The 19,520-nt window shown below is 37.8% G+C and carries 17 protein-coding genes; 14 read left to right on the top strand and 3 right to left on the bottom strand.

The window, feature by feature from the left end; genetic code table 11:
* Positions 1-4 precede the first annotated feature (4 nt).
* Positions 5-457 carry a DUF3939 domain-containing protein gene (locus tag BM390_RS05740; RefSeq protein ID WP_062321855.1) on the bottom strand — a complete coding sequence of 151 codons (453 nt, stop codon included), beginning with the start codon at positions 455-457 and terminating at the stop codon, positions 5-7.
* Between the two features lie 173 nt (positions 458-630).
* Between BM390_RS05740 and BM390_RS05735 the strand changes: the two genes are divergently transcribed.
* Both BM390_RS05735 and BM390_RS05730 read left to right on the top strand, forming a co-directional pair.
* A complete protein-coding gene (locus BM390_RS05735; RefSeq protein ID WP_062321857.1) occupies positions 631-1,179 on the top strand; it encodes a competence protein ComK in 549 nt (182 codons plus the stop codon).
* 155 nt (positions 1,180-1,334) lie between these two features.
* Positions 1,335-2,522, top strand: a complete 1,188-nt coding sequence (locus BM390_RS05730) for a cation:proton antiporter (RefSeq protein WP_089853291.1) — start codon at positions 1,335-1,337, stop codon at positions 2,520-2,522.
* Between the two features lie 31 nt (positions 2,523-2,553).
* Here the strand turns inward: BM390_RS05730 and BM390_RS05725 are convergent, their stop codons facing one another.
* Positions 2,554-2,982, bottom strand: coding sequence for a YhjD family protein (locus BM390_RS05725; RefSeq protein WP_089853288.1), 429 nt, complete (start codon positions 2,980-2,982; stop codon positions 2,554-2,556).
* Positions 2,983-3,129: 147 nt separating this feature from the next.
* On the opposite strand from BM390_RS05725, the gene BM390_RS05720 reads away from it, so the two are divergent.
* The 12 genes from BM390_RS05720 (at position 3,130) to BM390_RS05665 (ending at position 19,121) form a co-directional block, all read left to right on the top strand.
* Entirely contained in the window at positions 3,130-3,786 is a 657-nt protein-coding gene (locus BM390_RS05720) for a TVP38/TMEM64 family protein (protein ID WP_082394503.1), read from the top strand.
* 13 nt (positions 3,787-3,799) lie between these two features.
* Positions 3,800-4,333: a signal peptidase I gene (gene lepB, locus BM390_RS05715; protein ID WP_062321861.1), complete on the top strand. Its 534-nt coding sequence runs from the start codon at positions 3,800-3,802 to the stop codon at positions 4,331-4,333.
* Positions 4,334-4,521: 188 nt separating this feature from the next.
* Positions 4,522-7,977, top strand: coding sequence for a helicase-exonuclease AddAB subunit AddB (gene addB, locus BM390_RS05710; protein WP_062321863.1), 3,456 nt, complete (start codon positions 4,522-4,524; stop codon positions 7,975-7,977).
* Positions 7,977-11,654 carry a helicase-exonuclease AddAB subunit AddA gene (gene addA, locus BM390_RS05705; RefSeq protein ID WP_089853285.1) on the top strand — a complete coding sequence of 1,226 codons (3,678 nt, stop codon included), beginning with the start codon at positions 7,977-7,979 and terminating at the stop codon, positions 11,652-11,654. The genes addB and addA overlap by 1 nt, the downstream gene beginning before the upstream one ends.
* Before the next feature lie 219 nt (positions 11,655-11,873).
* Positions 11,874-12,827 (top strand): ABC transporter permease, encoded by a 954-nt coding sequence (locus tag BM390_RS05700; protein ID WP_089853353.1) that lies wholly within the window; start codon positions 11,874-11,876, stop codon positions 12,825-12,827.
* The gene (locus BM390_RS05695; protein WP_062321865.1) at positions 12,817-13,764 is read left to right on the top strand and encodes an iron chelate uptake ABC transporter family permease subunit; all 948 of its coding nucleotides are present in this window, start codon (positions 12,817-12,819) and stop codon (positions 13,762-13,764) included. Before BM390_RS05700 ends, BM390_RS05695 begins: the two co-directional genes overlap by 11 nt.
* Positions 13,758-14,516, top strand: coding sequence for an iron ABC transporter ATP-binding protein (locus BM390_RS05690; protein WP_062321867.1), 759 nt, complete (start codon positions 13,758-13,760; stop codon positions 14,514-14,516). Before BM390_RS05695 ends, BM390_RS05690 begins: the two co-directional genes overlap by 7 nt.
* 99 nt (positions 14,517-14,615) lie before the next feature.
* The gene (locus tag BM390_RS05685) at positions 14,616-15,599 is read left to right on the top strand and encodes a siderophore ABC transporter substrate-binding protein (RefSeq protein ID WP_062321870.1); all 984 of its coding nucleotides are present in this window, start codon (positions 14,616-14,618) and stop codon (positions 15,597-15,599) included.
* Positions 15,600-16,135: 536 nt separating this feature from the next.
* On the top strand, positions 16,136-17,446 hold the full coding sequence (locus BM390_RS05680; RefSeq protein WP_062321872.1) for a Na+/H+ antiporter family protein: 1,311 nt from the start codon (positions 16,136-16,138) through the stop codon (positions 17,444-17,446).
* 252 nt (positions 17,447-17,698) lie between these two features.
* Positions 17,699-18,163, top strand: coding sequence for a chemotaxis protein CheX (locus BM390_RS05675; protein WP_089853281.1), 465 nt, complete (start codon positions 17,699-17,701; stop codon positions 18,161-18,163).
* A gap of 93 nt (positions 18,164-18,256) precedes the next feature.
* Positions 18,257-18,718, top strand: a complete 462-nt coding sequence (locus BM390_RS05670; protein ID WP_062321874.1) for a chemotaxis protein CheW — start codon at positions 18,257-18,259, stop codon at positions 18,716-18,718.
* Positions 18,719-18,764: 46 nt separating this feature from the next.
* Positions 18,765-19,121 (top strand): response regulator, encoded by a 357-nt coding sequence (locus tag BM390_RS05665; protein WP_062321876.1) that lies wholly within the window; start codon positions 18,765-18,767, stop codon positions 19,119-19,121.
* 87 nt (positions 19,122-19,208) lie between these two features.
* Here BM390_RS05665 and BM390_RS05660 read toward each other — a convergent pair whose 3' ends face one another.
* Entirely contained in the window at positions 19,209-19,514 is a 306-nt protein-coding gene (locus tag BM390_RS05660) for a HesB/YadR/YfhF family protein (protein ID WP_062321878.1), read from the bottom strand.
* Positions 19,515-19,520: the final 6 nt, after the last annotated feature.

Below are 19,520 nucleotides of genomic sequence, written 5' to 3'. Positions count from 1 at the left end.
CTACCTACTTTGGTTTTTTAAGATTGATTAAGTGATCTTTAGGATCAATAAAAAATTCGTGTGGAGGCCGGTAAGTGATTAAACCACGCTTCATTAATTTGTGGTAGCTTACTTTTAAATACGGATCACCATGGATGACTGGCAATTCACTGGTTAAATCGATATATTGATCAACAGCACGTTGAGTGTAATCCAAATCCTCAGCGAGATGCCTTTGGGTTTCATCAAATATGTCATAGGTCTCTTTAGACATGTAATATGTTTGTATTGGAATGGCATTTAGGTAAGGAGCCAGTTCATGATAGTTAATAGTCAAATCCTCATTTATTAGCATACTAAGCGGAACGTGATCTGGGAGCTCATTCATATATTGTCTAATGGCTTGTTTTAATTCATGTAGGGATACATCTTTAACAGGGTATGTTTTTTTTCTTTTCTTTTTAAAGAGACGCCACAAAGCTTTCGCCACCTTCCATTTCTTACTTTATATTCATTATATCAAAAAAACGCTTACATTTGTACTGGATATATTGTTGTTTTTTTCAGAATTTTGTTGCTTTTCACTGTGTATTATGTATAATTCTAATTAATAGTAATTTTTACTAAATATATTATGAAAGGGTGTTTTAATTGGATTTTGAGAAAAGAACAACGTATCAACTGTCAGATACTACAATGGCGTTAATTCCCACTGAAGTAGACGGTGAATGGCAGACACTCGTTTACGACGAAAAAGAATCCTCGACTCTCCTCATTGAAGAATCTCCACATCACCTTGTGAATGAAGCTTGTGAAAATTATGGTGAAAAAATGATATCAAGAATGGACGGCGCTAAAATATTATGTGATTTTAATAGTAAAGCACCTATTGCCGTTAGTTCGATCCACAACATGTTTTTCTTTCCTAATGAATCCCCATCTAGCTCATCTTGTTCTTGGTTTTCACATTCACACATAAGAAAAATCTTCGGAGCTGATTTTGGTGGCTCTAAATTGCAATTCCGAAATGGCTTTGAACTTTATGTTCCAACCTCTAAAGGGGTCATGAATAATCAAGTTTTCAGAACAGCTCAATACCGATATATCTTATCTGAACATCTGAAAAAAGGTCAACAAAAGCAAGTATTAGAAAATATTCTTAAAGTATTTGGGGTATACAAAGATACGCCTTATGTATGAATGAGATTAAACCTGATAGCAGCAATAGAAGTTGTGTTCTATGAAATTTTTTATATCCATCAGGAAAGCCATAAAGCTTGTGATCACAAGATTTGTGGCTTTTTGTTTTCTCTTTTGTATATTGGGGAATAATTGGATAGGAGGGAGGAATAAATATGACTGTTAGTCACATTATTATACTGTTATTTATCGGCTATCTTGTTTTCAGTATCGATAAAAAACAAGATAACTTTCCCGTGCCGGCGATTCTAGTACTTATGGGCATGGGTTTATCGTTAGTCACTTACTTTTCTAATATAGAAGTAACAGAAGCTATTATTTACAACATATTTATTCCGCCGTTGCTATTCATTTCCGCCTATCAATTTCCGATAGAAGGATTTCTTAAAAATCGAAAATTAATTCTCGGCTTAGCAACTGTTGGTCTGTTACTGATGATGTTACTATTGGGCGGAGCAATTTATGGGATAGGTTTACTGTTTTTTTCTCTACCGTTGACAGCTTCGTTACTATTGGCATCGATCTTGACACCGACAGATCCGGTATCCGTAGTCTCGATTATTAAACAAGCAACCGGGGACGAAGATTTAGCTCATACGGTTGAAGGTGAGTCGATGTTAAATGATGGAACATCTGTTGTTGTGTTTACGTCACTCTTAACACTTTATCAACAACCAAATAGTGTAAGCTTTGCTTCATTTTTTGCGGACTTTTTCTTTGTATTTGCTGGTGGTATTCTAATCGGGGTGATTTTTGGATGGATAGTGGTTAATATTATTCATTATTCACATCATCCTCACTATCAGTTAATGCTTAGCATTGTGCTCGCTTATGGGTCATTCATTGTGGCAGAACATTTTGGGTTTTCCGGTGTTTTGGCTGTTGTTTCAAGCGGTATGATGATTTCATATGCATTTGGCCAAACCGAAAAAGAAGATCACTTCCGTAGTCAACTTGATGGTTTTTGGGAGATTGTTGAATTATCTTTACTAGCTATACTATTTTTGGTCATAGGGATTGAAGTGACGGAATATTTACGTGGGTCTTTTGTCGCCTTCGCTAGTGTTGTTTTTATATTGACTATTATTGTTCGATTTATTGTCATATATGTGATGACCAGTCTATTAGACACACATAATCTTCAATATAACTTGCTTATCACCTGGTCAGGACTTAAGGGTTCTATGTCTGTCTTCTTAATTCTTACGCTTCATGCGAAAGCTAACACTGGTACAGTGATTGATAATATTGTAGGGATTAGCTTCATGGTTGTGTTGTTCTCGCTCATTATTCAAAGTCTTACGGTCGCTCCACTTGCAAAAAAATTACTCAAGAGATCATGAGCACAGAGCTAAACCAAGCTTTGTGCTCATTTTAAGAGATATGAGAAAAAAACATTTGGTTGAAAGAAAGCGTGGGTTTTTGGTAAAGATGATGATAGTTAGTTTGTGTTTCGCGTTTTAATTCTATAAGTATAGCTTCCACCTTTTTTCTGATAGCTGGATTAAAAAAGTCGCGCCGTTCTTCCTTCTTATCTAATATGAATAAAAACGATGTGAACACATCATTTGAACCTAAAGGTTGAATAAATAATCGTTCTTTATACATTGTTTCTTTTAGCGCACGTCTTTGTTTTTTAGCACTAACTAGCATGCAATCTATAAATTCCACAAGAGTCTCTGATAATTTAATACCAGCTGTTTGACGAAGTGTTTTCTGTTCAAGCTCTAACGTATCAATAGTAAAAGATAAAAAAACATAGCGTGATAATATATGGTCTGGTTTTTGCGTTAAATGGTCCATGACTCATCCCTCCATAAAATAAGAACGTTTGTTCTTATTTTATCATGTTGTCAGTTAAAAGAAAAGCGTTATATTTTATCGGAATTCGGGAATAAGTAACCATAGGGTGTGAAATATCGTCCAATAAATCAAAAGGGGGAGTTCACTTTGTCACAACCATTACCAGATACCATCACATGGGATCAAGTTACAGAGCTCCTCAGAGCAAGCGAATATGAAGAACTACTTGAACGTTTATTGTTTATTTATGAAGGATTTGGACCGCTACCAGGAATTTTATTACCATTTTTAGAAGCTTTGTTCCCGTTTCTTCCGATCTTTGTATTCGTTATGGCCAATGCAGCAGCATATGGGTTGTTAAGAGGTTTCGTATATTCATGGATAGGCGGGGTCGCAGGCTCAATCTTTGTCTTTTTAATCATTCGCCATTTTCGACATGTGACCCTTATAAAATGGATTTATACGAATAGGCAGGTGAAACGTGTGACAAGTTGGGTTGAGCGGCACGGGTTTGGACCGCTGTTTATTATGTTATGTTTCCCATTCTCACCGTCAGCGATTATTAATCTTGTCTCTGCGATTTCACGTGTGAGCTTTGTTCAGTTCTTTCTAGCGGTTGTTCTAGGAAAGATGGTCATGATCTTCTCACTTGCTTATGTCGGTGATAGTTTGACATCTTTCGCGGAAAACCCAGTAAAAACAGTTCTAGTTGGGGTAGGGATTTCGTTATTTTGGATTCTAGGTAAATACATTGAGAAGTTCTTATTTAAGAAGGGAGAAATTCACCCGGATGAGTATGAATGAGAGGTGAGGCATCATGAAACAGCTGTATAAAAGTCAAGATTTTCATATGGTGAAAGTACTAATGTTTCTTCTCATTCTCTTGATCTTTCTGAAGACGTTTGTTTTTACTGTTTTTGTTGTGGATGGACACTCAATGGAACCTACGCTTCACGACCAAGATTTTATTATGATTGATACATGGGGATATAAATATCAACCTGTTGAACGTTTTGACGTGGTCGTCTTTAAGCGACGTGATGGGTCCTATTTTGTTAAACGTGTGATTGGGTTACCAGGGGAGACGATTCATTACCGTAATCATACATTGTATATTAATAATAAACCCTTAGGAGAAACTTATTTAACGGAAGAAGAGTTTAGTATGATGGTTGATTTTGAACTTACGCTGATTCAGGATAGCCAAGTGATTCCAAAAGACCATTACTTTTTACTAGGGGATCACCGTTCGCGTAGCTTAGATAGTCGAAATTTCGGCCTTATTCATAAAGGGCAACTGACAGGCAGAGTTATGGCAAGTTATTACCCAACAGTGAAATGGATTCAATAAAACTTCACCCAAACATATGTGGTGAAGTTTTTTAGTCGTCATTTTTTAAGAGAATTTTAAAAAACTAATTAGTAAATTAGAAAAACGAATAGTTAAATATGTTAATTTCCTTCTGTTGATATGTCGATATCTGGATGACTTGTGTTAAAATAAGAACAAACGCTCGTAATAAATGATGAGGTGATGATATGACCGTTCGATTTATATTAGGTTCAAATACAATGTCAAAGAGTGATGTTGTAAGAGAAGAAATTAAAACAATGTTAAAACAGGAACCTTACGGTAAACCGATTATATTTATCGTACCAGAACAGATGACGTTCCAACAAGAATATGCCTTATTAGAAGAAGAGATTAAGGGTAGTATTAGAGCACAGGTCCTTAGTTTCTCACGCCTTGCTTTTAGGGTGATGGAGGAGACTGGTGGTGCAACGAAACCAATGATTACCTCAACGGGTATTCAAATGATGCTTCGAAAAATCATCGAAGAACGAAAAACAGATTGGCATATGTTTCAACAGTCAGTTGAAAAGAAAGGTTTTATCGAACAACTAGAAGTGTTAATCACAGAATTTAAGCGGTATAAAATTACGCCTGAAGATTTATATCAAGCTCATAACCAAGCACAATCTCAGGGGGGGTTGCACGATAAATTAACTGATCTTCATTACATATATAGTCATTTAACTGAAGCTCTTGCTAAGCGTTTTATTGATGGAGAAGACCGTCTGCGTTTGTTAGAGGAAAAAGTGTTGGAATCAATGTATTTAAAAGATGCGACGATTTATATTGATGGCTTTCATCGCTTTACCCCGCTCGAACAAGCTGTTTTGTCTAAATTAATGCAGCACACTAAGAATATCACGCTCACGTTGACGTTACCAGAGACGAAAACGGATCAAATAGAACCATTCGATATCTTTACGCAAACGAAGGAGACCTTTGACGAAGTCATGGCACTTGCTAAAGAGGCAGGACAACAAGTAACAGTTACCCATCTGCGAGATACAAAAGAGGTTGCGTCATTTATTAAGCACTTAGATAGCGCTTTTGATACACGTCCAATTCCGCCGTTTCAGGGACCGTCTGATTTAAAAGTTGCTTATGGCGTGCATCCACGTGCGGAAATAGAAGGGGTTGCCCAAGAAATCTTAGCGCTCATTCGAGAAGACAGCTATCGCTATCGGGATATCGCTTTAATGGTAAGAGATGAAGGGTTATATCACGATTTAATTCGCACTATTTTTGATGATTACGGGATTCCTGTATTTATTGACGAGAAAGAACCCATGATCAATCACCCGCTCATGGAACTGATTCGCTCACTGTTTGATGTTGTACAAACAGAATGGCGTTACGACAGTGTTTTTAGACTGCTTAAAACAGGCTTTTTCCCGGTAGGAGATGAGACCGTTCAGTTTGATGACGATGCGATTGATACGTTAGAAAATTATATTCTAGAATATGGCATCAAAGGACGTAAACGCTGGTTAAGTGAAGAAGCTTTTTATTATCAACGGTTTAGAGGCTTTGATAAGAGAGTCAAAACGGATGAAGAAATTGAGATAGAAGAAAGTATTAATCGCTATCGTGACCATATCGTTCGCTATCTACACCCAATTGATGAAAAGTTGAGACAAAAATCACCCGTTAGAGAGAAGGTAGTGGCGCTGTATGAATTTCTTGAAACCATCGGCGTTGATGTCACGCTTGAGCAGTGGCAAGAAACACTGGAACAACAAGGTAAAGTTAAAAAAGCACGTGACCAAGAGCAAGTCTGGCAAGAAGTCATGCGTTTATTTGATGAAGTTGTTGACATCATTGGTAATGAAACAATGAAGACAGATATGTTGAAAGAAATCATCGAAACAGGACTTGATAGTCTGACGTTTCAACATGTCCCACCGACACTAGACCATGTGATTGTTGGTTCCATTGATCATTCTCGGATGCCGGATGTTGCTGTTAGCTTTTTAATTGGTGTCAATGAAGGTGCGTGGCCTAAACGACCAAATCAGGATACTGTTTTAACAGAAGAGGAAAGACACATGCTCGAAGAGCATGGGTTTAAATTAGCCGATAGTGAAACACAGCAATTAATTGATGATTGGTTTTATATTTATTTAGCCGTCACGTCAGCTAAAGAGAAGCTATGGCTTAGTTATACGTTAAGTGATACCGAAGGAAAAGCGAAGATGCCGGCAAGCTTAATTAAGCGGATGTATCAAATCTTCCCTGAAACACCAGAACAAATGATTTTACAAGACCCACAAGAAATGATTGACCCACTCAGATTTGTTTCGACAGAAACAAAAGCACGTCAAGCCCTGACTGCTCAACTCGCTAAATATAATCGTTCTTATCCAATCGATGACGTGTGGTGGAGTGTATTTAATTGGTTTGTGAAAACTGAGAAATACGATGTGCTGAACGCGATGAAAAATAGTTTATATTATAAAAACCTTCCGACAGACTTGAAACAATCAACGGTAGATCAGATTTATCAAAAGAAAATTAAAACAAGTGTTTCCCGGATGGAACAATATTATCAATGTTCCTACAAACACTTCGCTCAATATAGTCTTAATCTTGAGGAAAGAAAAACATATAAATTAGATGCCCCCGATATTGGACAGCTGTTCCATGAAGCGCTAAAACAAATTACGGAATGGGTCCAGGTTGAAGAAAGACAATTTGAGGATTTAAATGAACAGGAAGCAAGTGATTACGCCAAACGGGTGATGGAACGATTATCACCGGTGTTGCAGCATCAAATTCTGCACAGTTCGAACCGATATCAATACATGAAACGAAAATTAGAAACCGTCATTGGTCGAGCGACATTTATTTTGAGTGAACAAGCACGTCGTACCCGCTTTAGTCCAATCGGTTTAGAAGTTGGCTTTGGTTTACCTGATAGTCCGTTAGCACCCGTGCGAACGACACTTTCGAATGGGTATGAACTTATCTTGAGAGGAAGAATCGACCGAGTCGATCAAGCGAAAGTCAATGATCAGCTTTATTTACGCATTATTGATTATAAATCAAGTAAGAAGAGTTTAGATTTAGTCGACGTCTATTACGGGTTATCCCTACAGATGCTTGCTTATTTAGATGTTCTCTTACAAAATTCAGAGCACTGGCTTGGGTTAAAAGCAACACCAGCCGGGGTATTATATTTCCATGTTCATGATCAGCTGCTTAGTCAACCCGATATTGTTCCATCAGATAAGTTAGAACAAGAATTATTTAAACTGTATAAAATGCAAGGGTTACTCGTCGATGATTTAAATATTGTGCCATTAATGGATACAGCAATTGAATCTGGTAGTAGTCCTGTTGCGCCATTTGAGATTAAAAAAGATGGCACACTAGGCAGTCGGTCAAAAACACGCAGTCTTGAAGATTTTGATCAGCTTCAAAAATATGTGAGAGAAAAAATTACCGATGCTGGCTTGAGCATTTCTTCGGGTGATGTGTCATTAAATCCGTACCAAAAACAAAATCAAACGGCTTGTACGTATTGTCCGTTTAAATCAGTCTGTCAGTTTGATCCATCATTGGATGAACATCATTACCGGACATTACCTGATGTTGATGAAGACACACTATTTCAAAGTTTAAGAGAACGGGGGAACCGCTAATGCCACAATGGACAGATCAACAAAGAGAAGCCATCTACACAAAGGGACAAGATATTTTAATTGCGGCTGCGGCGGGTTCTGGTAAAACAGCCGTTTTAGTTGAGCGCATTATTCAAAAAGTCATAGATACAGAATCGCCTGTTAATATTGATGAATTGATGGTCGCAACATTCACGAATGCCGCAGCTCAGGAAATGCGGACTCGGGTGCAACTGGCACTTGACGTGGCACTTGAAGAAAATCCAACTTCAGATCACTTGAAAAAGCAAGCAACGCTCTTACAGCAAGCATCGATTTCAACGTTGCACTCGTTTTGTTTAGATTTAGTTAAACGTTACAGTTATAAATTAGATATAGATCCAGGTTTTCGAATTGCGAATGATTTAGAAGCCGATTTATTACGCCAAGAAGTGTTAGAAGATTTATTTGAGTATTGGTATAGTGAAGAAAATGATGAGCAAGTGGCCTTCTTTGATGTTGTCGACCGTTTCAGTAGTGACCGTCACGACCAAGACGTTGAATCTATCATTTTAAAGCTGAATGACTTTGCGATGAAAAATCCATGGCCAACAGAATGGCTTGATGAAATTGCTTCAAATTATGAGCTCAATGAGGGTATAACAAACAGTCCATGGTTTGGAATTATCGTAGATAAAGTGACGGATACGCTTGAACAAGCAAAAAAAGAAGCAGAGAAGTGTCACGCCATTACGCTCTTACCAGATGGCCCTTATCATTACGGGGAAGCTTATGACAGTGACATAGCCTTCGTCAATAAATTAATTGAAGCAAATAATAGAGGCTGGGAAGCTTTAGCGGAAGAGATACTAGAGGTGAAGTTTAAAGCTCTCTCAAGGAAAAAGGTTGAGTGTGACCCAGACTTAAAAGCACAATTTAAAGAGCACCGTGATCGCTTGAAAAAATTACTGACTGATTTAAAGAATGACTATTTCACTCGAACATTAGCCGATCAAGAACAAGATATTCAATCAATGACACAAACAGCGAAAACAATAGTGGAACTTGTTAAAGCCTTTCAATCCGGCTATCAAGAGAAAAAGAAAGAACGAGGCCTCGTTGATTTTAACGACTTAGAACATTTCGCCTTAGCTATCTTAATTGAAAAAATACCTGCGGGTGTAGAAAAAACAGACGTTGCTCGTCAGCTTGAACAAAAGTTCACGGAAGTGCTCATTGATGAATACCAAGATACGAATATGGTCCAAGAGACTATTTTACGAGCGATTACGAAAGAGAATCCTGGTAACTTATTTATGGTAGGGGACGTGAAACAGTCGATCTATCGTTTCCGCCACGCGGAACCAAGTTTGTTTTTAAACAAGTTTAAAACATTTAAAGCAACAGAAACTTCTGGACACCGGATTGATTTAGCTAAAAACTTCCGTAGTCGTAAACAAGTCCTTGATGCGACTAACTTCATTTTTCGTCAGCTATTAGATGAAACCGTTGGAGAAATGGATTATGATGATGATTCACAACTGATTTATGGCAATGTCAACTATGACTTGCAAGTAAAATCGGATCCAGAAGCAGAACTCATCATTATCGACCGTGCCGCGCAAACAGGGACAGATGACGATCAAGATGACCTGCAAAAAGCGGAACTCGAAGCGCGTGCCTATGCTGACAAAATCAAACAATGGATTGGTCATGGAAAAAAAGAAGCAACACTTGTATTTGATAAAGATACACTAGAGTCACGTCCTTGTCATTACCGAGATATTGTTATTTTACTGCGTTCATTAACCGATGCACCGGTTATTATGGAAGAACTTAAAAACCAAGGGATCCCTGTTTATGCCGAACTTGATACAGGTTACTTAGAAGCCATTGAAATTCAAGTCATGCTGAATGTGTTGAAAATCATCGATAACGCAAAACAAGATATTCCGTTTGCCAGTGTATTAAAATCACCAATCGTTGGCCTTAACGAAGAAGAACTCACTCAAATTCGCTTGACGAACCAAAAGGTAAGCTTTTATGAGGCGACCAAGCATTATACGCTCGAGCACAGCAATGACTTAACAGCCAAATTACAGCGCTTTTTAGAGCAATTCACTGATTGGCGAATACAAAATCGTACGCTTGACCTGTCGGCTTTGATTTGGTATATCTTCCGTGATACGGGTTATTATGATTTTGTTAGTGGTATGCCAGGTGGACGACAACGCCAAGCGAACCTGCGGGCGCTCTATGACCGGGCAAGGGGTTATGAAGAGACATCTTTCCGTGGATTATACCGTTTCCTCCGAATGATTGAACGTATGGAAGAACGTGGGGAAGACTTAGGAGCTGCCCGTGCTCTTGGTGAAAAAGAAGACGTTGTTCGGTTAATGACCATTCATAAGAGTAAAGGGTTAGAATTTCCCATGGTCATCTTAGGCGCGATGGATAAACAATTTAATAAACAAGACTTAAATGCGAAATACTTACTGCATAAAGATTTTGGTTTTAGCAGTAAATACATTGATCCTAATAAACGGTTAATGTACCCAACATTGATGTACCGGGCGATCCGGGAACAAATGAAAAAAGAACAATGGGCTGAGGAAATGCGCGTTTTATATGTGGCCTTAACCCGGGCAAAAGAAAAGCTTGTGATGATTGGGGCCGTCCGTGACTTTAGTAAGAAAGTGAAAAAGTATCAAGAGGTCATTACCCATGACCAAGATGTGTTACCGGCTGCCTTAAGGCTAGAAAGTCAGTCTTACTTAGACTGGGTTGCGATGAGTTTAGTGCGTCATGAAAGTGGTGAGGTATTAAGAGGGGATACGCCTGTTCAATATTCTTTAAAAGGTGACACATCACAATTTATTGTGCGTCAAAAAAATAGTGGCGATTATCGAATAGAAGAACGCCAAAAGAATAGGCAGGCCATTGATCTTTTTGAACACTTAACGTCACAGACACCAGTTGATACAACGACTAAAGAGTTAGATGACTTAGTTAGTGAAAGATTGACTTATCACTACCCTCATCACATGGCAACGACTCAACAAGCAAAACAAAGTGTGACAGAAATTAAACGCCGTCAAACAGAAAAAGATCCTTACGCGAGTGATCAATTCGTTAGACAATTACGTCCGTTTAAAAAAGAGCGTCCCCTCTTTATGCAGAAAGAAAAAACACTTACTAAAGCAGAGACGGGTACGGCGATGCACACCGTTATGCAGCATATAAACTTTGAACGACAGTGGGATCAAATAAGTTTAGTTGAGTATTTAGCTGAACTAGAAGCAAAAGAAATTTTGACACACGAACAAGTTGACGCCATTGATGTGGGAGATATACTTCGCTTTCTAGACCAACCCGTTGTGAGTCGCATGAAGGAGGCAGAAGTGTTAGAAAGAGAAACGCCGTTTAGTTATATGGTTGATATCAGTAAAGTCGATCCATCTTGGCAAGGCACTCAGGAAGATGTCTTTATTCAAGGTGTGATTGACGTGTTATACAAAACCACTGATGGATGGGAAATCTTTGACTATAAAACGGATACCATTACCGGAAACGTGACTAACAAAGTAAGACAAACGTTAGCGGAACGTTATCGCGTTCAATTAGACTTATATACGGAAGCCATAGAGGCAATACTATTAATAAAGGTACACAAACGTCATCTTTATTTTTTTAATAAAGATGTACTCATTGAATTATAGATAGACAATCGATCCGTCTTCATAATATATAACTATTAATGAAGGCAAAGTATATGCGATAGGGAAGATGCTCTGAGAGGAGGATCTTCCCTATCGTTTTTTTAAACTTTCAGATATTTTTAGTTTAACTATTGACACTTGATCAATAAATGATAAAATGAAAACAACTAATTGATAATGACTCTCATTATCGAATACAGAGAAAAGGGTTTTATGACTGTGAAATTTAAAGTACTTATCCCCGTATTAATCATTTTGTCTATCCTATCGATCTTTATCGGTGTTGTACCGTTATCATTTACAGATATCTTTCAATTAACGAGTCAACAACAACAAATTATTTTAGTCAGCCGGATTCCAAGGCTTATAAGTATTATACTTGCAGGTGTCGGATTAAGTGTCTCTGGTCTCATTATGCAACAACTGAGTCGGAATAAGTTCGTTTCACCGACAACGGCTGGAACAATGGATTCTGCGCGATTAGGTATACTAGTTGCCATGATGTTCTTTCATCAAGCGACGCCATTAGAGCGTATGCTTGTTGCCTTTCTTTTTTCGATTTCTGGTACACTGATTTTTATGAAAATCTTAGATAAAGTCAAGTTTAAAGATCCGATTTTCATTCCACTTGTTGGACTCATGTTTGGTAATATTGTTGGGTCTATCACGACATTTATCGCTTATCAAAATGATCTTATTCAAAACATGTCCAGCTGGCTCCAAGGGAATTTCGCGCTTATTTTAGAAGGGCGTTATGAATTACTTTATATTAGTGTGCCACTTGTGATTGTCAGTTATATTTTTGCCCATCGTTTCACGATTGCCGGAATGGGAGAAGACTTTGCTAAAAACTTAGGGCTTAATTATAATCTTGTCGTTAATACTGGATTGATTATTGTGGCTCTGATTACTTCCGTTGTTATTTTAACGGCCGGCACGATTCCATTTCTCGGTTTAATTATTCCGAATATCGTCTCAATGTACCGCGGGGATCATTTAAAGAATAGCTTACCGTTCACGGCGCTCTTAGGTGCTGTTTTTCTTCTCGCCAGTGATATTATCGGTCGGGTAATTATTTTCCCTTATGAAGTGGCGATTGGTGTCATTGTTGGCGTCGTTGGAAGTTTTATCTTCCTCTATCTCGTCATGAGGAGGTCAGCATATGAGTCATAAAACAAAACTCATGCTTTTAGCCATTGGTAGTGTCGTAGCGATTAGTTTATTTCTATTTGTCGGCTTAACAGGTAATTGGCAATACATTTTAGAACGTCGATTTACCCGTATTATCGCTATTGCCGTTACTGGGGCCGTTATTGCGATTGCAACCATTATTTTTCAAACAATTACCAATAATCGGATTTTAACCCCAAGTTTAATTGGGTTAGATGCCCTATACCAGTTAATTCAAACTTTTATTATTTTCTTTTACGGCTCAACGAGCCTATCAGCAACCAATCAAACCGTTAATTTCTTTCTTTCCATTGGCCTTATGATTGTGTTTGCCCTTATATTATTTAAATTGTTATTTAAACGCGGGAATAATATTTATTTCCTATTATTAATTGGACTCATTTTTGGGACCTTCTTTCAAAGTTTATCTACCTTTATGCAAGTCTTGATTGATCCCAATGAGTTTTTGATTGTTCAAAACCGGATGTTTGCGAGTTTCAATAACGTCCAAACCGATCTTCTATATATGTCCATTGGTATCATTGTCGTCACCTTACTCTATTTATTAAGGTTTACGAAATACTTAGATGTGTTATCACTCGGTAAAAGTCATGCGGTAAATCTAGGTGTTGATTATAACCGTGTGGTACAACAACTCATGGTGATTGTGGCTATTCTTATGGCCGTTGCGACGGCTTTAGTCGGACCGATTATGTTTCTCGGGATTCTTGTCGTCAATGTTACCTATGAAATGTTTAAGACATATAAACATAGCGTGTTGATTCTAGCCACTGTTTTTGTCAGCATCATTGCGCTTGTTGGTGGCCAGTTCATTATTGACCGCGTATTTAATTTTTCAACAACACTAAGTGTCGTCATTAACTTAGTCGGTGGCGTATATTTCTTATATCTTATCTTAAAGGAGAATAGAACATGGTGAAAATTAAAGATGTAACAAAACTATATGGCGATACGGCTGTTGTAGACCATGTGTCTATGACAATTCCTAAAGGGAAAATCACCTCGTTTATCGGTCCCAATGGTGCTGGTAAGAGTACCTTACTATCGATTGTGAGTCGTCTGATTGCCAAAGATGAGGGTGAAGTTCTCATTGACGGGGAAGAAGTATCGGCGACAAATAATAAGGCACTCGCGAAAAAACTCTCCATTTTAAAACAAGCGAATGATATTAATGTCAGACTCACCGTCAGGCAACTCGTCAGTTTCGGTCGTTTCCCTTATTCACAAGGACGACTGACTGATATCGATGAGAAGATGATTGATAGTGCCATTCACTATATGGAACTTGAAACGATGGAAAACAAGTTTTTAGATCAACTCAGTGGTGGTCAAAAACAACGGGCGTATATTGCGATGGTCATTGCCCAAGATACTGAGTATATTTTACTTGATGAACCACTCAATAACTTAGATATGAAGCATTCAGTCCAAATAATGAAAGTACTGAGACGTTTGGCTGATGAATTAGGGAAAACAATTGTGATTGTGTTACACGATGTGAACTTTGCTTCGGTTTATTCTGACTATATCGTTGCCTTGCGTGACGGAAAAGTCATTAAAAAAGGACCGACAGATGAAATTATTCGTAATGGTGTATTAAAAGAAGTGTATGACATGGATATCAAGATTCAAGATATTGATCAATGTCGCATTTGTTTATATTTTTCTTAATGGTTTTGACTCTGATTTTCTTCTTATTGCTGGGCCCAGAAATAAGTGGTAAGGAAAAATCAACTAAAAACAACAAAAAAAGAAGGGATAGATATTATTATGAAGAAACTCATGTTAGTAATGTTTGCTTTAATCGCAAGTCTTGTACTTGTTGCTTGTCAAGAAGATTCAACAGATGAATCGACTACTGCTGATTCAGAGAACGATGAACAACAAACGGAAGAAACAAATGAGGATACTGACGCACCTACTGAAATAACCGTTGAACATGAATTAGGTGAGACGACGGTACCCGTTAATCCAGAAACAATTGCTGTATTTGATTTTGGTACACTTGATACATTAAATAACTTAGGCGTTGACGTTCATGCCTTGCCTTTAGGAAATGTTCCTGGATACTTAGAACAATTTGCTTCAGATGATTATGTCAATGCTGGTACACTGTTTGAACCAGACTTTGAAGCACTGGCTAATTTAAATCCTGATCTCATTATCATCTCAGGTCGTACTCAAGAAGCGTACGATGATCTATCTGAACTTGCACCAACGATTTATGTTGGTATCGATAATGCTGATTTCCTCGGCTCATTTGAAAAAAACGTCACATTAATGGGTGATATTTTCTCTAAACAAACAGAAGCCGCTGAAGCGGTAGAAAACATTAAAGCTGAAGCAGCAAATGTGAAAGACATGGCACCTGAGGATAAATCAGGTTTAATTATCTTAACAAGTGATGGCTCTGTCAACGCTTATGGTTCAGGTTCGCGTTTCGGTTTGATTCACGATGTATTAGGTATCACACCGGTTGATGAGACAATCGAATCGGCGACTCACGGACAAAACATTAGTTTTGAATACATCGCAGAAAAGAATCCAGATCTTCTTTATGTACTAGACCGTAATGCCGTGACTGGTGGTGACTATACGGCTGAAACAACGCTAGATAACGATTTAGTGAATGGTACAACAGCCGCAACAGAAGACAATATTACTTACTTAACACCAGACTACTGGTATCTATCTAGTGGTGGTATTACCTCTGTGACACAGATGATTGAAGAAATTAAACAAAGTGTCGAGTAACAGAACAAAGTAAAACATCTTTTATATGAACACTTTTTTACAAGCTGTTTGTTATAGCTCTGGCTATGGCGAACAGCTTGTTTGTATTTGTCTATTTTTCTAAAAACTAACTCATCAACACAATGTTAAAGTACTTTTTAGATGTCGTACCTCAGCTGTTCACTTTTGATCTGTGAAAGGTTTAAATATTAGGATAGGTAATTATAATTGTTTGATTGCTAACTGTACTGAAAATCTAGAAGAAATCTTAACATATAAGCTCTAATTATCGATAGTGAACAGGAACTGACGAACATAGATTATGACCTTAGTTTAAAAAGTAAAGAAAAAGAAGAAAAGGTTCGTCAGTCAATTCCTGTACAATAAATACCGTGTAATACTTATAACGTACGTAAATCTAAGTCGCGTATGTTAAAACATCCATATCATTTTTCACTTGATTCATCGAAAAATATTAAATTTCTCTTGCATCAAACACTTTAATACTTTACTATGGTAAAGTATTAAAGAAAAAGAAGAAGTGAGGGGAAGAAACTATGTTAGAATGGGTTGTTTTAATTGCTGTATTAAGTTTAGTCGTTTTTAGCTTGTTCCGTATTCATGTATTACTTGCCTTAATACTCTCAGGTATTATAGCGGGGTTAGTGTCTGGTTTATCATTTGTAGACACGTTGAACTTATTTATCGAAGGTATGGGCGGAGATCAAGCAAAAACAGCTTTAAGTTATATTTTATTAGGAGCATTCGCCGTCGCTATTAACTATAGTGGGATTACAATGAGTTTAGTTAATATCCTTACGCGTCATTTATCAAACAAACGTGGGGTTTTATTACTATCCATTGCCTTTATCTCATCCTTATCACAAAATGTGGTACCGATTCATATTGCCTTTATTCCATTACTTATTCCACCCTTATTATCTTTATTTGATCGAATGAAAATTGACCGCCGAGCAGTTGCCAGTGCATTGACGTTTGGATTAGAAGCGCCATATATTATGATTCCGGTCGGATACGGTCTGATTTTCCAACAGATTATTCAAGAAAATATGAAGCTTAGCGGTCAGACAATAGAGCTTGGTGACGTATCACTGGCAATGCTTGTGCCTGGTTTAGGGATGATTGTTGGCCTTATTGTGTCAATCTTTATTACGTATAGAAAACCACGTGAATTGGATGTCAAAGGCTATGAACCAGCTTTTTATTCTCCAAAGGAACAGGGCAGTCGCTTTACCATCAAGCATACATTCACTTTGATTAGCATTCTATTAGCGCTTGTGATTCAAATTTTTTCTGGCGAACTTATTATTGGTGCGCTTGTCGGAATTCTAGCGATGTTTGTCTTCGGTGTTGTTCCATACCGTGAACTTGATGGTGTCATGACGGAGGGGATCAAAATGATGGCGACGATTGGTTTTGTGATGATTGTTGCCGGTGGCTTTAGTCACCTTTTAAAAGAAGTAGGGGCGGTGGATGCGCTCATCACGCAAACCGAACAGTTCTTTAGTTTATCTAAAGTCTTCCTTATACTTATTTTACTCCTTGTGGGCCTCGTGATCACCATCGGTATCGGTTCATCATTTGCGACCATTCCTATTTTAGCTGTACTTTATGTGCCGTTTGGTTTACAGATGGGTCTGTCACCGATGGCGATTGCCGTCTTAATCGGAACAGCCGGTGCCTTAGGAGATGCTGGATCGCCTGTCAGTGATACAACGTTAGGGCCAACATCGGGTCTTAACGCAGATGGTAAGCACGATCACATTTGGGATACATGTGTACCAACGTTTATACACTACAACATTCCACTGATTATCTTTGGATTAATTGGTGCTTTGATTTTATAGTATAGAGATAAAAGCATGTTAAACGACAGACGAAAAGCACAACAAGAGAGCAGCCTCTGTTCCAAGTTGTGCTTTTTATATCAATCTTGTTAGGTTGTTGGTAATTAGGATGTAATGAAAATTCATAAGTCAAAAGTCATGGTTTAAGAAAAACCAGAACTTTTTAAGAGAATCACTTCATTCTTTAGGTCATTGGGCCGAAAATAACAGTAGAAGTTTGTATAGGATTAGAGATTTTGGGGAGGAAGTATTGTGACAGCAGGAGAAAAAAGTATGAATGAAATTATAAAAGACGTGTATAACGGATCGATTGTATCGGTTAAGAAGATTATCCCCATTGACCCGGTTGTTGGTGCACCGAAAATTATGGAACCACCACTTAAAGTCCAATTTGGTGTTATGATTGGCTACACTGGTAACGTTAAAGGTGAACTAGTTTTACAATCAACAGATACTTTTTTTAGTAGTATTGGTGAGAAAATGTTTGGTATGCCTGTTGAAGGGGAGATGCTAGATTCATTTGCGGGGGAATTAGGCAATATGATCGCAGGTAGTCTATCCACCTATTTATCAGAACAGGGACTTACAACGGACATTACTCATCCGACGATTTTAAAAGGGGATGCGACGTTATCAGGTTTTAAACGGGCACTACTAGTAGAAGTAACCTATCCAGAGAACCAGACCTTATCTATTTATTTACTCTTAAACAATTAATCTGAACTAATAGTTGCATAAAGGGATTTATTTAATGTATCCTTGAACTTGTATGAGTGTGTGTCTAAATACGTATTGAAGGAGAAGAGATAGATGAGCACAGAAAAATATATCGTTTTCCGATTAAATGATCAAGAATATGGCGCAAGTATTCAACAAATTGTGTCCATTGAAAAATTACTTGATATGACAAAGTTACCTCAAGTATCAGACTTTATTGAAGGTATTACGAAACTAAGAGGCGAGGTTATTCCGGTCATCGACTTAAAGCGTCGTATGGATATGGATAAAACAGACAAAACCGATCATTCACGAATGCTTGTCGCACTTGTTGATGATGTATCGGTTGGCTTTATCGTCGATGAAGCCTCAGATGTTATTGATATCGATGAAGAAATTGTAGAGCCAGCTCCTACATCTATTAGAGGTGTCAATGCGAAGTTTTTAAATGGTGTCGCAAAGCTGGATGACCGCTTATTACTCTTAGTAGACTTAGCATACATTTTAAATCATCAAGAATTAAATGAAGTAAAAGAAGTTGTAGAAGAACAGTAAAACACGTAATGATGAGAAATAAAAGAGTTAGAGGAGAGTATGAATTATGGCACGTATTTTAGTAACTGATGATGCTGCGTTTATGCGTATGCAGCTAAAAAATATCTTTCAATCATTAGGACATGAGGTCGTTGGCGAGGCAGAGAATGGTCAAGTGGCGATTGATTTGTATAGTGAGTTGAAACCGGATTTAGTGACAATGGATATTACCATGCCTGAGATGAATGGGGTAGAGGCTGTTAAGAATATTAAAGCCAATGACCCAGGTGCCACGATTGTCATGTGCTCAGCAATGGGACAACAACAAATGGTACTTGAAGCAATTCAAGCGGGTGCGAAAGATTTTATCGTTAAGCCATTTGATCAAGATCGTATTAAACAAGCGTTAGAAAAAATTTTTTAAAGCATACTAAAAGGTCACAGTTGGGCTAGTCGCATCTGTGACCTTTTGTTTATCATATTGAATGCGTCCGATTGAGACAAGATACAGTCACTTATTTTCTGGATAGCGATAAGCGACTTCATCCATCTTCTCATCATAATCAACGATTAAATCATGACCTTCAAAGAACCAGAGGTCATCTTCTTTAACGTAAAAAGTGAGTCCACTCTGCTCAAATTTCTCACCAACAGGTCCATCAATTGCTTCATTGTGTACGTCAAAGGCTAGTGCGTAGCCTTCACGAATCGGGCTTGTACCATAAATTTTCACATAAAAACGAACGGCACTACCTTCTTCCACTAATACTTCCTCTTTGAACCATTGAATGGCTTGATCTGTTACGTCTAATTTCATCCTTTG

Source organism: Halolactibacillus miurensis (assembly GCF_900116255.1).
GTDB lineage: Bacteria > Bacillota > Bacilli > Bacillales > Amphibacillaceae > Halolactibacillus > Halolactibacillus miurensis.
The sequence above is the reverse complement of the archived record's forward strand: the minus strand, read 5'-3'. Positions and strand labels throughout refer to the sequence as shown.